Below are 15449 nucleotides of genomic sequence, written 5' to 3' on the forward strand. Positions count from 1 at the left end.
CAAAAATCGCTTACTCTACAATATTTTTATTAACTTTACTTGTCTGCTTAAAAATATCCTGCTTAGTTTGTTACATCTGATGTCTGATTTTACTCCCACCGATACACCCAGCGCACCTGTACCCACCAGACTCGCAAGCAAGCCCATACCCGACATCAAAACCTTTTTGCTTGCCATTGGCGGTGTGGTGGTGATGTGGCTACCTGTGCTGCTGCTGCATCTGACGTTGGTGCTGTTTTCTGCACTGATTGCGTATGCTTTGACGCGTAGCATCGCCAACTGGCTACGCAAACAAATGGCGTATCTGCGCCCAAATTGGCGCGGTTTTCAAACCCATCAGCTTGCCGAATGGTTGGCGCTGTCAGGTTGGTTACTGGTTACGGTCGTACTGGTGATTTTAACAGGCGATTGGGTGGCAGAAAAAATGAGCGTCGATGTATTTGGCAAATTGGTTGAGCAAATCACGCTGGTGCTTGACCAGTTGCACCGCATGCTGCCCGATGATGTCGCGCGTCACGTGCCAAGCTCGGTGAGTATGCTGCAAACACAGCTGTTGGCAATGGTCAAAACCTACGCGCCGCAGCTGCAACTGGCAGGCATTCATACCTTACGCGGTTTGGGCTATGTGCTGATCGGCATGATCATCGGCTCGATGATGGCGGTACAAATCACGCCGCATCCGCGCGCGCCTTTGCCACCCATTGTCAGTTATGCGCGCGGTCAGTTTGATGAGCTGACACAAGTGTTTGGCGATGTGTTTTTTGCTCAGGTCAAAATCTCCACGATTAACACCTTCCTCACGGCGGTTTATCTGTTGGGTATTTTGCCATTGGTCGGGCATCCGCTGCCGATGGCATGGACGGTGGTGCTGATTACCTTTGCCTGTGGGTTGATTCCTGTGGTTGGCAATTTGGTGTCCAATGTCATTATTGTGCTGCTGAGCCTCACGCATGGTTTGGGCGTCAGCCTGGCCTCGCTAGCGTGGTTGGTCAGTATTCATAAGCTTGAGTATTTTTTAAACGCGCAAATCATCGGGCATCGCATCCATGCCGCGGCGTGGGAATTGCTCATTATGATGCTGCTGTTTGAGGCAACGTTTGGTATTGCAGGTTTGGTTGCCGCGCCTGTCATTTATGCCCAAATCAAGCGCGTGCTTTTACACCGTGGTTGGTTGTGATGGTTCATAGTGTTTGAGGCATAAAACACAATCGCGCTATACTGTTACGCTATATTGTTACACAGCTTTGTGGTGAAATAGCCACAATCAAACCTTACTCACGCTATAATTCTACTAACGTTTTGGCGTAGGCAAGGGTTTGTTGAAGTGATTGGATTAAAATGACGCAAGCTATACGCGGATTTTAATATTGTATTGTTATTTATAGATTTAAGGATAAGATTATGGCACAAATTGGCAATAACAGCGTAGTGCAATTTCATTACACCCTAAAAGATGACGACGGTAACATCATCGACCAATCAAGCTCTGAGCAACCATTGACTTACTTGCACGGTCACCAAAACATCATCCCTGGTCTTGAAAATCAGCTATTGGGCAAAAATGTGGGTGACAAATTCACCGCAAGCGTCGCCCCTGCTGATGCGTATGGTGAATACGATGACGCAGCGGTGCAAGAAGTACCACGTGCCAATTTTGAAGGCGTGGACGACATCGAACCTGGCATGCAATTTCAATCAGAAACTGAAGATGGCGACATCATTTTGGTCACTGTGCGCGACGTACAGCCCGATGTCGTTATCGTTGATGCCAATCACCCACTGGCAGGCAAAAACTTGCATTTTGACGTTGAAGTGGTTGATATTCGCGATGCCAGCGAAGAAGAGTTGGCGCATGGTCACGCGCACGGTGTAGGCGGTCATCATCACTGATCGTCAAGCCACGGCACTATAAGCCCATGACAATAAAAAACCCATCGTGCGATGGGTTTTTTTGTTACTCTTTACCGCTTTAACAACTTGTGAGCATCCTGCCCATTGTGTCCTTATGCGATCTTCCTTGCCTTGTCATCCTGACAAGCATTCCTTTGGCGGCATATTATCCCTATCTCAATCCTTGAGTTCAGCCATTTGAGCCATTTGGTTCTGGTGACTGCTGCCGTTAAATGCATTATGACAAAACACACGCAGCTTGGATAGCCGCCACAGCGTCAATGTTTGTACGCTATGGCTTACAATATTAATGGCTTGTCTTGGGTTGTGTCAAACTATCAAGCATCACACGCGCTGCTTCTTGGATAAACGCTTCACTCTCAGGCAACTTGGGTCGCTCGGCTTGCTTCATACGGCTACGCGCTTCAAGCTCGGCATCTTGCGCGGCTTGGTAGGCTGCCCAATCGCGGTAAGGTGTTTGCCCTGTTGCGACGCGACGTTGGTTTTCTGCGGCTAAGGTTTCTTGCTCAAGGTGCAAGCGGTACGCGCGGCGATCATCAATGTTGAGCTTAACAGGTTTTTTGTCATCTTCTTCATTGCGAATGGCGTTGAGTTTTGCTAGATACACAAATTGTGGGTCACGCGCTTGGCGTTGTTTTGATGCTTGTGCCAAGGCTTGCACCGTATCGCTGCTGTAGTTGCCTGCAGGCATAAATGGTACGGCGCGGATGGTATCCCATTTAAGTGGATTTTTCATGTAACGCTCGCCAAAATCTAGCCCTTCGTAGATATTAACCAGTGACACATCAGGCACCACGCCTTTATTTTGCGTACTGCCGCCTGTGACGCGATAAAACTTGCGCTGGGTCAAGGTTGCCGAGCCAAGCGGCAAGTTATCGAGCTGAATTTGTGCCGAGCCTTTACCTGTCGTTGTGCTACCAATCACCAGTGCGCGCCCATAGTCTTGCATCGCTGCGGCAAAAATCTCACTTGCCGACGCTGAGCCGCCATTAATCAGCACCACCATAGGACCGGCGTATACTTGGCTGCCACCGTCTTCATCTTCATAAACTTGCACGTTGCCGCGGTTGTCGCGAATCTGCACCGTAGGGCCAGATTTGATAAACATACCAATCATCTTGGAGACTTCATCGAGTGAACCGCCTGGATTGTCGCGTAAATCCACCACCAGTCCGTCGATGTTCTGTGCGTTGAGGGCATTGAGCGCGTTTTCGGTATCCACGCCTACGCTGCGGTAGCTCTCGCCTGCGCGACGTGCTTTGTAATTTAAATAAAAACTTGGAATCTCAAGCACCCCAATGCGTTTGGGCGTACCGTTTTTATCATTCACCGTTACCACACGTTGGGTCACGCCCGTGTCGTCTTGTTTGATGACATCGCGCACCAAGCTTACGTTACGCGCCGCGCTATCGGGTGCGTTTTGTGACTTGACGCGAATGGTCACGGTTGAGCCTTTTTTACCGCGAATCAGATTGACAATTTCACGGGTAGACCAACCCACGGTATCGACCATGTTGGTGCCTTCTGAGGCAACGCCGATGATTAAATCATTCGGTTTAATTTGCCCAGAACGTGCAGCAGGTCCACCATCAACCAAACTCATGATGCGCGTGTAATCGGGATTTTTGCGATCCGGCTGAATCGACACGCCAATACCGACCAACTCAAGGCTGTTTTGAATTTGTATTTCGGTGGCTTGTGTGGGTGCAAAGTAGCTGCTGTGTGGATCATACGCCGCCATGGCGGCATTAAGTAGCGACTCCACACGCTGGTCGGTATTGCGCCGCGCCATTTGCCCTTGTTGGCGTTTGACACGATTGGCAAGAATTTGGCTGGGTGTGCGTGTTTCATTTTTTACCAAATCAGCGGCATCATATTGCCCTGCGTTGGCGGTAAAAAACTGGTCTTTGGCTTTTTCTTCTTCTTGGCTGAGCGTCAGCCCAATCAGCTGATAGGTCAGCTGCTGCTGCCAAAACGTGCGCTGGGCATCGGCATCGGCAAAATACGGCAATTTTTCGCGGTCAATCACCACGCTGTCAGTGCGCTTAAGATTGACCGGCGTTTGCAAGAATTTTTGCGCATAATCATAGTATTGATTGGCGCGTTTTAGATAGCGGTCATAAATTTCAAACGCGGCGTTGAGGTCGCCACGCTTGAGCATATCGGCAAACTGATTGCCATATTTTTGGTTAAATTCATCAATATCGGTTTGTAAAAACAGGCTGTGGTTGGGGTCAAGCGCCTCATAATAATTGGTTAAAATCTCCTTTCCTGTGGCGGTAGTCAGATGTTTGTCCAAATAGTGGCTGCGGTCTAAGCGTGCGGCAATATCGCGCGTGACTTGACGCTGCTCGCTGGTGGGTGCTTGTGCGCTGACGCTTTGGGGGTCTTGCGCGGCGGTCGCGCTGTGGTAGCTTTGCAACAAGACACTGCCGCCTAAAATCAGTGTCAGCAGGCTTGCGGTCAGTTGTTTGTAGTGCATGAAAAATCCGTCACCCAATGGATAACTAAACTTGGGTTAAAATAGTGCGCAATTTATGGAAAAAACGTTTGGACATCGCGCCCAATCGTCAGTCAGTCTAGCTTGACATTGTGCCATGCCAGCCGCCGATTGACTATAAGAAAGCTGTAAACAAATTCCGTAAATTGTTGCTGAGATTTAAACGATATATTTTAAATTTATTTTAAGCTAAATTTATACCAATTTTTCTAACAATTGCGTCAGTGTGAGCAGCTGTTTTTCACCATCACGGCGATTGACGTACTCGTACAGGGTTTGTGCAGGGTCATCGTGAATATTTTTGTCAGAAATAACCACACGATGCGGAATACCGACCAATTCTAAGTCAGCAAACTTCACGCCTGCGCGCTCGTCGCGATCATCAAGTAGCACATCCGCGCCACGCGCTTGTAGGGTTGCATACAGCTGTTCGCCCAGCTTCATGGCAGAGTCTTGTGCTGCGTCTTTGAATTTGCCCTTGATCATCGGCACGATCACCACGTCAAATGGCGCAATACTCTCACCTGTTGTGCTGATATTCCAAATAATACCGCGTTCATCGTGGTTTTGTTCAATCGCTGCTGCCACAATGCGCGTCACGCCAATGCCATAACAGCCCATCAACGGCGTAACCGGCTTGCCGTCTTCGCCAGTGACGGTGACATTCAGCGCGCGGCTGTATTTGTCACCAAGTTGGAAAATATGCCCAACCTCGATACCGCGGCGGATGCGCAACGTGCCTTGCCCGTCGGGGGATGGATCGCCCTCAACGACGTTACGAATATCTGCTACAGCGGCAACCTCGGCATCGCGTTGCCAGTTTACGCCTGTGGCATGAAATCCTGCCCGATTGGCACCGCTGACAAAGTCTGATAGCACCGCCGCGCTGCGATCTACGATGACAGGCATGGGCAAGTCAAACACGCCGATATAGCCTTTGTGTAGTCCTGCTGCTGCCATTGCCGCTTCGCTTGCCATGGTCAAAGGTAGTTTGACTTGTGGCAATTTTTCGGCTTTGACCTCATTTAGCGTGTGATCACCGCGTAGCACCAACGCAACCAACGTTGGCACGCCGTCCTCAGTAGGCTCACCTTCTACAATCAAGGTTTTGACAGTTTGGCTTAGCGGAATATCGAGGTGGGCGGCCACTTGCTCACAGGTCGGCATATCGGGGGTGGCAACGTCTTGCTTGCTTTGCGTGCCTTGACCGAATTCAATACGATCCAAAGCGCGTTGATCGGCATCCACGGTCACGGCTTCGGCAAGCTCAATATTGGCGGCAAAATCCGACGTGTCTGAAAAGACGATATCATCTTCACCGCTACTTGCCAGTACTTGAAATTCATGGGACGCAGAACCGCCGATCGCGCCAGTATCGGCTTGTACAGCGCGAAAATCCAGCCCCAAGCGCGTAAAAATATTGCTATATGCGCGATACATCACATCATAGGTTTGTTGCAACGAATCGGGATTGACATGAAACGAATACGCATCTTTCATGATAAATTCACGCGAGCGCATCACGCCAAAACGTGGGCGGATTTCATCGCGGAATTTGGTTTGGATTTGGTAATAATTCACAGGTAGCTGTTTGTAGCTTTTGAGCAAGGCGCGCGCGATATCCGTGATGACTTCCTCATGGGTAGGGCCTAAAACAAAATCGCGCTGGTGGCGGTCTTGAAAACGCAGCAATTCTGGGCCATACGCGCCAAACCGTCCCGATTCTTGCCACAGCTCGGCAGGCTGGGTGACAGGCATCAATAGCTCTTGCGCGCCTGCTGCGTCCATTTCTTCACGGATGATGGTTTGCACTTTTTTGAGCGTGCGCAAGCCCATCGGCAGCCATGTGTACAGCCCCGATGCCAATTTGCGAATCAAGCCTGCACGAATCATCAGCTGGCTTGATACGATATCGGCATCGCTAGGGATTTCTTTGAGGGTAGCAAAGGTAAATTGGCTGGCGCGCATGGGTCACCTTGAATATTTAACAAATAACAAGTAAAAATTGATTGTTGATCATCAAAAACTGCAGGCAGTGGCTCAGGTTTGGACGCTTAAAAAATTATCAAACCTAGCCATATGCCATCGCACGATGATTTGCCGCGTATTGTAGCAGTTTTTACTGCCTTGTGTGTGAGTAAGTCGGGCGATCGGTTGCGGTTGTGTAAAATATCGCTAAATTTTGCTTTACACGCCTTGTCGTTACTGTATCTGATACTTACTAACATTTATAATTTTGCTTAATCTTTTTGCTTTATTGGTTTTGCCTTGATTTTATTTTGCCTGCATCTTTAAAAAACTCACGCCATACGGAGACTGTATGCAACCTACTTCAACGCCGCCAACTGATCCACGCCCCACCACAGAGCCTGCCACACCTGTGGTTCGTGTCAAGCCTGCCTCAACGTTTGGGCGATGGTTATCTTTATTGCTCTTGACGCTGATCGCTTTGTCTTTGCTGGGTGGCTTGGCATTGTATTGGCGTCATTCACAACCTGCTCCAGTGGAAACCATCAGCCGCGAGGGAGTCATTAGCAAAATTCAAACGCTCAACCGCTTACAAACCGTGGTCTACAACGTTGATACCGTCATCACCAGTCAAAAAGAAGGCAACTGGTATGCGCTGTGGCAAGACCATCAAAAGGCGTTGTTTGTTGCACATGGACGCGTACAAGCAGGTATTGATTTAAGCCAATTGACCCCGACCAACGTGCAAGTTGAGCCTGAAACCCGAAACGTCACCATCACTTTGCCGCCTGCGCAGGTGCTTGAAACGTATCTTGACAACATCGAGGTGTATGACATCAACACAGGGCTATTTAATATGTTTAGTGCTGACCCACAGCTGTTTGCCCAAGCGCAGACTGTTGGCAAGCGTCAAGTATTGTCGTCGGCATGCCGCGCCGATATCTTAAAACTGGCGACAGACAACGCGCAAAAACAAGTGCAATCGCTGTTTGCTTTAGCTGATTTAAATGTGATTGTTAATACCGTGCCACCCAAAGCCTGCGCCAGCTAATTGTTGGCGAACTTAGCAAAAACCTCAATGTGTTCAACAAGTTTGACAAAATTTGAACAAAAATTAGCGACAAACGGCAGTGTTTAGCAGGCGCAATGATTGGCTGATTGATTAGAAAATTGCTACAATCTTGCTAGGATTTATCATCTTGCGTTTGCTATTTTTTGCTTGTTGCTGTTGCTCACTTGATCGACCACAAATTTTCATTGACCACCAAAAATTGCCAAAAATGGAGAGACGACTATGCCCATGAATGCCGCTGATGATTCATCGATCAAAAAGGTATTGCGCATTGCACTGGTCGGCATCCGCTCGGCAGACCAAGTCATGCTCAAAGGCTATTTGCGCGTGATTCTGCGCCTTGAAGCGGATTTAGAATGGGTGTCGGCAAATTCTCCCAATATTGATTTGTTTGTGATCAACAATGAATTTCGCCATGCCGATAGCGTGGTGAAATTGTTACACAGCAAAACCGACACTGCCGCGCTGTATGTCGATCGGGCTGCCAATGGACAAGGCAGCATTGCAGGCGATACCTTAGTGCTGCCGCTCAAAGAAGTCAATGAATTAAGCGGCTGGCTGTACGCGCACATTGCAAGCCTTGGCGGCAATCCACAAGCCGTACCAAAAAATCAGCCCACAGTAAGCTCAGCCAACAGCGTGCCACTGTCTAGCAGTACCGCACAGACCACCACACAAGCCACCACGCAGCCTACTGGCAAAGCCGCTCAGCCACGCACGTTGGATGAGGTTTTACAAAGCCGCGCTGGTGCCGCCAGTGCTAGCGCGCAGCCCATCAGCCCGGCACCCAGTGTAACCGCTAGCACAAACGCCAGCAGCCCTGCATCCACGTACCCCTCTGTGGCGCATGTAACAGCCGACGCCAGTCAGCGGCGCGCCTTTATTCAGCTGATCTGTCAGTTACATGACCGCCGCAAAGCGCAAGATAAAATTTGGGTTATTCAAAACCTTGATGGGCAAGCGATGGTGTATTTTTCACCCAAACATCAAAAAATTTATATCACACCTGATCATTTGGCGTTCACTGTGAATAGCGATTGGCAGCTAGCCACCATCGTCACCTTACCCAATGAAGCCAAACCGTACGCACACGACATGGTGCAATGGCTGTGGCAGCAGGCGTCAACCCATGCCGAACTGCTTGCCCCTGTGATAGACAGCCTACCCACCAGCACGCTTAGCAGTTGGGTCAAGCCGCAAGCCGATAACCAACGCCATGACCGCCTATTGCTACAGGCGATTTGGGAGCGGCAAGCCCTCAGCCCCACCCAAGCCGCACAGTTTGCCAACATAGATGTTGCTACCGCATGCAGTACATGGGCAGGTCTGCTCGCTGCAGGTGTGCTGCAGGATCATGTCTATCAAGCACTAGCAAATCATACGCTTGCTTCTGCTGAACCTTCCGCGCAAGCCATCCATGTAGCCGCACCCCCAACCGTTGCCACCCAACCATCAAGCCCAACATCAGCCGCTGCTGCGCCAATCACATCACCCACCCCGACGGTGAGTCAATCAAGTCTTACCAATCAGTCAGACGTGCAGACTGCTAGCAGTACTGGGGCGGATCTGCCCAAAGGCAATATGGGCGGCTTTTTGTCACGTTTACGGCGCAAACTTGGTCTATAACCGATTGTTGGGATAAAGTTCTGTCACGCAACATTAATTCTCGCGAAATTTGGCAACAAATCTTTACGTTTTTGCTTAGATTTGGTGTATCATAACGCAAGCTTTTATCATCTTTCACGGCGTATAAGTTGCTTGGCTGCGCCGCTTTTGATTAGGAAACCCTCATGCAACGCCTTAAAATCGTATTTAGCGGACCGATGGGCGCAGGCAAAACACAGGCGATTGCCAGCCTATCAGACATCCCCGTCGTCTCAACCGAAGCCAAAAATACCGATCTACAAACCAATGCCAAAGCCTTGACAACCGTTGGTATGGACTACGGCGAGCTGACCCTAGAAGGCGGTGCGAGCATCGGGCTATACGGCACACCAGGACAAGAGCGGTTCAACTTTATTTGGCCAATCCTATCGCAAGGCGCGTTAGGTATTATCTTGCTGATTGATCATTCAGCCGCCGATCCAGTTGCCGATTTGGCAAATTATTTAGATACCTTTAGCAAGATTTATCATGGGCGCATTGTGGTAGGTGTCAGCCAAGTGGATAAAGCGCCAGAGCGCGATTTTGCCATTTACCGCGACTGGTTGGCAGAGCACCAAAAAAATCTACCTATCTTTCCTGTCGATATGCGTAAGCGTGAAGATGTCTTGTTGCTGGTTGATACCATCATTGCATCGCTTGAGCTATCTGAAATGGCATAGACTTGCCAAGTCGCAATCGTATTATTTGAATTTAAAAAATTGATGGAAACTAGCGTATGAGCGATAATATTTTTAACATGGAAAACCGCGTCAAACCCAACGAGCGTTTTTTGTCTTTGGCCAAAGATGCGTTACAAGATTTGTTGGTCAGCACCAATGGTTTAGACGGTGTATTGTTGGCATCTACCGACGGTTTTGAGGTAGTTTCACTGTTCCAACAAAACTATGACGGTGGTAAATTATCTGCTGTCGGTAGCTCAATTTTGGCACTGGTGCAAGCCTTGGTCACCGAAGCACACCTAATCGGCTGTCGCTCGGTGATTTTGGATGCTGAAAATGGCAAAATTATGATTAGCGCGGTACCCAATGCCAACCAACCAATGATTGTAATTTTGCTGACCAAACAGCAAGTTTTGCTCGGTCAGCTGATGCACGGACTCAACAAAACTGTCAAACAGTTGGTTGAATTAGACGCACAATACAACACCAAAGCTTAAGTTTTTTTATGCCAGTTTGAGGCACAACAGCAAACCGCCACAACAAAGGCGGTTTTTTATTGCATACAAAAAAACCGCTGCCCATCAACAGCGGTTTTTGCTTGCGCGCTATCATTTTAGTTCACGCCACTGGCGTATTCATAAACAGGGAATTTGGCGCAGACTGCTTTGACTTTTTCGCGCACCGCATGGATGGTCGCTTCATCGCCACGGCTGTCTAACACATCACAAATCCAGTTTGCCAAATCACGCACTTCATTTTCACCAAATCCGCGTGTGGTCACCGCAGGGGTACCGATACGAATGCCTGAGGTCACAAACGGTGATTTAGGGTCATTGGGCACCGCGTTTTTGTTGACGGTGATGTAGGCATCACCCAGCCATTTGTCAGCTTCTTTGCCTGTGATCCCTTGTTTGATTAGGCTGATGAGCATCAAATGGTTTTCGGTACCGCCAGACACGATGTCATAACCGCGTTGATTGATGACTTCTGCCATCGCTTTGGCATTGGCAACCACTTGGCGTTGATACGTTTTAAAATCATCAGACAACGCTTCTTTAAAACAAATCGCCTTGGCGGCAATGGCGTGCATCAACGGGCCGCCTTGGTTACCAGGGAAGACAGCAGAGTTAAGTTTTTTCTCAATCTCAGGGTTGGCTTTCGCCAAAATCAAGCCTGAGCGTGGACCACGCAAGGTTTTGTGGGTGGTGGTGGTGGTGACATCGGCGATTTGCACGGGGCTTGGGTACACGCCTGCCGCAACCAAACCTGCAACGTGCGCCATATCCACCATCAGGTATGCGCCCACACTATCGGCAATTTCACGGAATTTTTGCCAATCAACCACTTGGCTGTAGGCTGAGAAACCTGCGATAATCATTTTGGGCTTGTGTTCTTGCGCAAGGCGTGCCACTTCGTCATAGTCAATTTGACCTGTGGTTTTGTCGATGCCGTATTGCACCGCGTTATAATTGATGCCAGAAAAATTGACATGCGCGCCATGGGTCAAGTGTCCACCATCAGCAAGGCTCATGCCCATTACAGTATCACCTGCTTGCAATAGCGCCAAAAATACCGCGCTGTTGGCTTGGCTGCCTGCGTGTGGCTGCACGTTGGCGTAGTCTGCGCCAAACAATTCTTTGGCACGGTCAATCGCCAACTGCTCAACGACATCGACGTGTTCACAGCCGCCATAATAGCGTTTGCCAGGATAGCCTTCGGCATATTTGTTGGTTAGCTGGCTGCCTTGCGCTTCCATGACCGCTGGTGAGCAGTAGTTTTCTGACGCAATCAGCTCGATGTGATCTTCTTGACGCTTGGCTTCTGCGTCCATCGCCGCAGCAAGCTCAGGGTCAAACTCGTGAATCGTGATAGCCTTAAACATGGTAGCACCCTTTTGACAATAGCTATTGACTTCCTCCCCTCCCTAAAGTGAGGGGATTCCTTCTGCAAGACGGTGAAGCCCCACCGCAAACCTAAGACAATGGCAACCGCCCGTACGACACACCGTACATCTTAGGTTCTTATTTTAAGCTAATCCTACCGTTAGGATTGTCATAGACACGAATTAGCTTAAGTGTGTGTTTGGAAACGTCTTACCAGTTAAGTTACTGCGTACTCGCAATTTAGTCTTAACTTAACTGTGGAATGTAAGACATTGAATATAGTGAGATGAGTATAGCAAAACTCATCGCATTTAACAATTGCCTTATATCCACCGCCTGAAGTCGCAGGTTTACGGCAACGAATGATAAATCATTGCTGACCACACCCACCCTTGAGGCTGGCTCAGCGCACATCAATTAAAAAAAATCCGCCTCAAAGTTTAGCATGAATCACCGATTGACGCCTAGCATAAATCGGCTGATTGGGCGAATTTTATCCATCAATTGGGTGAAGTCAAAAAACCATCCAAACAGCTAAGCATTTGCCGCCAAAAAATCTGCAAACGCTGGCAAAAAAGTTTCGCCAATCAGCACGCGCCGCCCTTGCCAGTCATACACGCTGCTGCGCTGCCAGCCTTGTGGCGTGTGCGTCAGCCAGCGTTTTGCCAACACCGCACCGCCGCGCCCAAACATCACATAGCCTATCGGCGTACCACCAAGCCGCATCAGCTTACGCGCGTCTTTGGTTAAACTGGCAAACGGAAACACTGATCGCGCTGCCACCCATGCTTGCGCCGTACCGTCATCGCCCACTTGCCCCATCAGCGTCGCTTCACGCAGCCACGCTGATTGTGCACGTGGTGGCAAGCCAAGAGCGCGTTTGTCTGCCACGTTAAGCGTTATCCGCCCCTCAAACGTTGGTAGCACCAACAATCGATTGCCCGACAACGCCTCTAACCGCGCGGTCAAAGAACCATCGGCCGCCAACCAATCTGCCAATACACCTGCTTGCTGCCGACAACGCCGATCTTGTGGGTCTGCTTGCCACATTTAGCCCAATCCTCGTTTTGCCAGATAATCGGCGTTAAATGGCAAGGCAGTCAGCGCGTCAGCATAATACGCCTGCACCGCTTGCGCCTCTTGTGCACAAAACTGCCGAATCGGCGTGGCAAAACGCGCGTCGTAAACATGGTGCAACGAGTGCGTCAGCGTTGGCGCAAAGCCACGTATCAGCTTGTGCTCACCTTGCGTGCCAGGATCAAAGCGCGTCAAACCCTGCGCGATGGCAAATTCAATACCTTGATAATAACACAGCTCAAAATGCAGACTGTCATAATCAGCAAGGCTGCCCCAATAACGCCCATACAGCGTGTGTGCATCATACCAAAACAGACTGCTTGCCACGATGTCGCCCGAAGCATCCAAGGCTTGTGCCAGCATTAAATGCGCAGCTTGGCTCTCGGCAATTTGCTGAAAAAAATCCAACGTCAAATACGGCTGGCGACCGCGCACCAAATACGTCATAGCATAGCACTGATAAAACGCTTGCCAATCCGCTGCCGTGATATCTGCGCCCAATTTACGCCGACATACCAGATTCTGCTTGGCAACTTTGTCGCGCTCAACACGAATTGTTTTGCGGCGTTTGGCGGTCAGTGTCGCCAAAAATCCTGCAAAATCGGCAAACGGCTGCCCATCGCCATCAAGGTTATGCCACATAAACTGACAGCCCAGCCGCGTGATGACATCGCTATCAGCCTCTTTTGTCACCTGCCGCATGGTTGCAGGCACAAACAAGCCATGCCAACTTGACGCGGATACCTGCTCTGCCAAATGGGCGATCGCTTGGCTCAATACTTGCCACAAGGCTACATCTAATACCTCACCGCTTGCCAGCCAAACGCGCTGCCCTGTCACAGGCGTGTAGGGTACACTGGTTACCAATCGCGGATAATATTCTGCACCATAGCGCAGATACGCCTCTGCCCACGCATGGTCAAACACGTATTCCCCTTGGTGATGATCTTTGATAAACACTGGCATCACCGCAACCAGTTGTCCTGCACGCGATGCCGCAGCATACAGCGGCAACCAACCTGCCTCTGCTCCAATCGCGCCGCTATCGGTCATGGCTTGCCAAAACGCCAACTGCATAAATGGCGTGTCAGGCGTTTGCCACACGGCTTTATGCTGCCAACTAAAATCGGTATAAAATTCAACATTCCACATGGTCGTTCGTATTGCCCGTATTTTTTACTGCTTATTTTTACCTGTATTAAATAGCAAAAACCCCCAATCTATGATTGAGGGCTTTGTCTAAAAATCAATTCAAATCAGCGATTATTAGTCATTCATGTGCTTGATGATCGCTTGACCAAACTGTGAACAGCTAAGCAAAACTGCATCTGGCATCAAGCGTTCAAAGTCATAGGTGACCGTTTTGTTTTCAATCGCGCCAGAGATACCTTTGATGATCAAGTCTGCTGCTTCTGTCCATCCCATATCACGCAGCATCATTTCAGCCGACAAGATGATAGAACCAGGGTTTACCTTGTCTTGACCAGCATATTTTGGTGCGGTACCGTGAGTCGCTTCATACACCGCCACCGAACCACCGATGTTAGCACCTGGTGCGATACCGATACCACCCACTTCTGCTGCCAGCGCGTCAGAAATGTAATCACCGTTCAAGTTCAACGTTGCGATGACTGAATAGTCTGCTGGACGCATCAAGATTTGTTGCAAGAACGCATCGGCAATCACGTCTTTGATCACGATGTCTTTGCCAGTTTTTGGGTTCTTCAAGGTCATCCATGGGCCACCGTCTAATAGCTCTGCGCCAAAACGCTCAGCCGCCAGCTCATAGCCCCACTCTTTGAACGCACCTTCGGTGAACTTCATGATGTTACCTTTGTGCACCAATGTCACGTTTGGCAAATCATTGTCGATCGCGTACTGGATCGCTTTGCGTACCAAGCGCTGGGTACCTTCTTTTGAAACAGGTTTGACACCGATACCGCAGTTGTCGGGGAAGCGGATTTTGCTGACACCCATTTCTTCTTGCAAGAATTTAATAACCTTGATGGCCTCTGGGCTGTTGGCTTTCCACTCGATCCCTGCATAAATATCTTCTGAGTTTTCGCGGAAGATCACCATGTTGGTCAATTCTGGGTGCTGCACAGGGCTTGGCACACCTTTAAACCAACGTACAGGACGCACACACACGTACAAATCAAGCTCTTGGCGTAGCGCAACGTTTAATGAGCGAAAACCGCCACCCACAGGCGTGGTCAAAGGGCCTTTAATACTGATGACGTAGTCTTTTAGTACTTCTAAAGTCTCGGCAGGAAAATAGTCGCCGTCATAGACTTTTGCAGCTTTTTCGCCGCAGTAGGTTTCCATCCACTCGATTGAGCGCTTGCCATTGTAGGCTTTTTCTACCGCTGCATTGACCACTTTAATCATTACAGGTGTGATATCCACCCCAATGCCGTCGCCTTCGATAAATGGAATAATCGGACGGTCAGGTACGTTTAATGACAAATCAGCATTGACGGTAATTTTTTCGCCGTCACGTGGGACGATGACCTTATCGTATGACATAGGGATGAACTCCTTGATTTAATTGCAAAAATCTGCTGAAATAATCGCAAAATTTAAAAATATAAAGATAAAACCGCTAAATTTGGGCAAAATGAATTGGCGATATTCTACACAAGCCTGTACTGACACCACAATTTTTCTAGAAAATAAAATCATCTAAGGTATTTACTAAATAAATACCATAATCA

The 15449-nt window shown here is 49.1% G+C and carries 12 protein-coding genes; 6 read left to right on the forward strand and 6 right to left on the reverse strand.

Annotated features, from left to right (window positions below; all coding sequences use genetic code 11):
• Positions 1–79: 79 nt before the first annotated feature.
• The gene (locus tag MA2_RS04610; protein WP_245945349.1) at positions 80–1177 is read left to right on the forward strand and encodes an AI-2E family transporter; all 1098 of its coding nucleotides are present in this window, start codon (positions 80–82) and stop codon (positions 1175–1177) included.
• A gap of 224 nt (positions 1178–1401) precedes the next feature.
• Positions 1402–1890, forward strand: coding sequence for an FKBP-type peptidyl-prolyl cis-trans isomerase (locus MA2_RS04615; RefSeq protein ID WP_067057219.1), 489 nt, complete (start codon positions 1402–1404; stop codon positions 1888–1890).
• 307 nt (positions 1891–2197) lie between these two features.
• Here MA2_RS04615 and MA2_RS04620 read toward each other — a convergent pair whose 3' ends face one another.
• Positions 2198–4393 (reverse strand): carboxy terminal-processing peptidase, encoded by a 2196-nt coding sequence (locus MA2_RS04620; RefSeq protein ID WP_067057222.1) that lies wholly within the window; start codon positions 4391–4393, stop codon positions 2198–2200.
• Positions 4394–4606: 213 nt separating this feature from the next.
• The gene (locus MA2_RS04625) at positions 4607–6379 is read right to left on the reverse strand and encodes a proline--tRNA ligase (RefSeq protein ID WP_067057225.1); all 1773 of its coding nucleotides are present in this window, start codon (positions 6377–6379) and stop codon (positions 4607–4609) included.
• Positions 6380–6731: 352 nt separating this feature from the next.
• On the opposite strand from MA2_RS04625, the gene MA2_RS04630 reads away from it, so the two are divergent.
• From MA2_RS04630 to MA2_RS04645, 4 genes are all read left to right on the forward strand, one after another.
• Positions 6732–7430 (forward strand): DUF4230 domain-containing protein, encoded by a 699-nt coding sequence (locus MA2_RS04630; protein ID WP_079351955.1) that lies wholly within the window; start codon positions 6732–6734, stop codon positions 7428–7430.
• Between the two features lie 243 nt (positions 7431–7673).
• Positions 7674–9077, forward strand: coding sequence for a hypothetical protein (locus MA2_RS04635; RefSeq protein WP_143821781.1), 1404 nt, complete (start codon positions 7674–7676; stop codon positions 9075–9077).
• Positions 9078–9241: 164 nt separating this feature from the next.
• The gene (locus MA2_RS04640; RefSeq protein ID WP_067057231.1) at positions 9242–9775 is read left to right on the forward strand and encodes a GTP-binding protein; all 534 of its coding nucleotides are present in this window, start codon (positions 9242–9244) and stop codon (positions 9773–9775) included.
• Between the two features lie 56 nt (positions 9776–9831).
• On the forward strand, positions 9832–10272 hold the full coding sequence (locus tag MA2_RS04645) for a roadblock/LC7 domain-containing protein (protein ID WP_067057236.1): 441 nt from the start codon (positions 9832–9834) through the stop codon (positions 10270–10272).
• A 116-nt stretch (positions 10273–10388) separates the two neighbouring features.
• On the opposite strand, the gene glyA is transcribed toward MA2_RS04645, so the two are convergent.
• The 4 genes from glyA to icd all read right to left on the reverse strand — a co-directional run bounded on the left by glyA (position 10389) and on the right by icd (position 15261).
• A complete protein-coding gene (gene glyA, locus MA2_RS04650; protein ID WP_067057239.1) occupies positions 10389–11657 on the reverse strand; it encodes a serine hydroxymethyltransferase in 1269 nt (422 codons plus the stop codon).
• A 535-nt stretch (positions 11658–12192) separates the two neighbouring features.
• Positions 12193–12708 carry a chorismate--pyruvate lyase family protein gene (locus MA2_RS04655; protein WP_067057241.1) on the reverse strand — a complete coding sequence of 172 codons (516 nt, stop codon included), beginning with the start codon at positions 12706–12708 and terminating at the stop codon, positions 12193–12195.
• Positions 12709–13887 (reverse strand): GNAT family N-acetyltransferase, encoded by a 1179-nt coding sequence (locus MA2_RS04660; protein ID WP_067057244.1) that lies wholly within the window; start codon positions 13885–13887, stop codon positions 12709–12711.
• A gap of 114 nt (positions 13888–14001) precedes the next feature.
• On the reverse strand, positions 14002–15261 hold the full coding sequence (gene icd / locus MA2_RS04665; protein WP_067057247.1) for an NADP-dependent isocitrate dehydrogenase: 1260 nt from the start codon (positions 15259–15261) through the stop codon (positions 14002–14004).
• Positions 15262–15449: the final 188 nt, after the last annotated feature.

This window comes from Moraxella atlantae NBRC 14588 (genome assembly GCF_001591265.1).
GTDB classification, from domain to species: Bacteria; Pseudomonadota; Gammaproteobacteria; order Pseudomonadales; family Moraxellaceae; genus Faucicola; species Faucicola atlantae.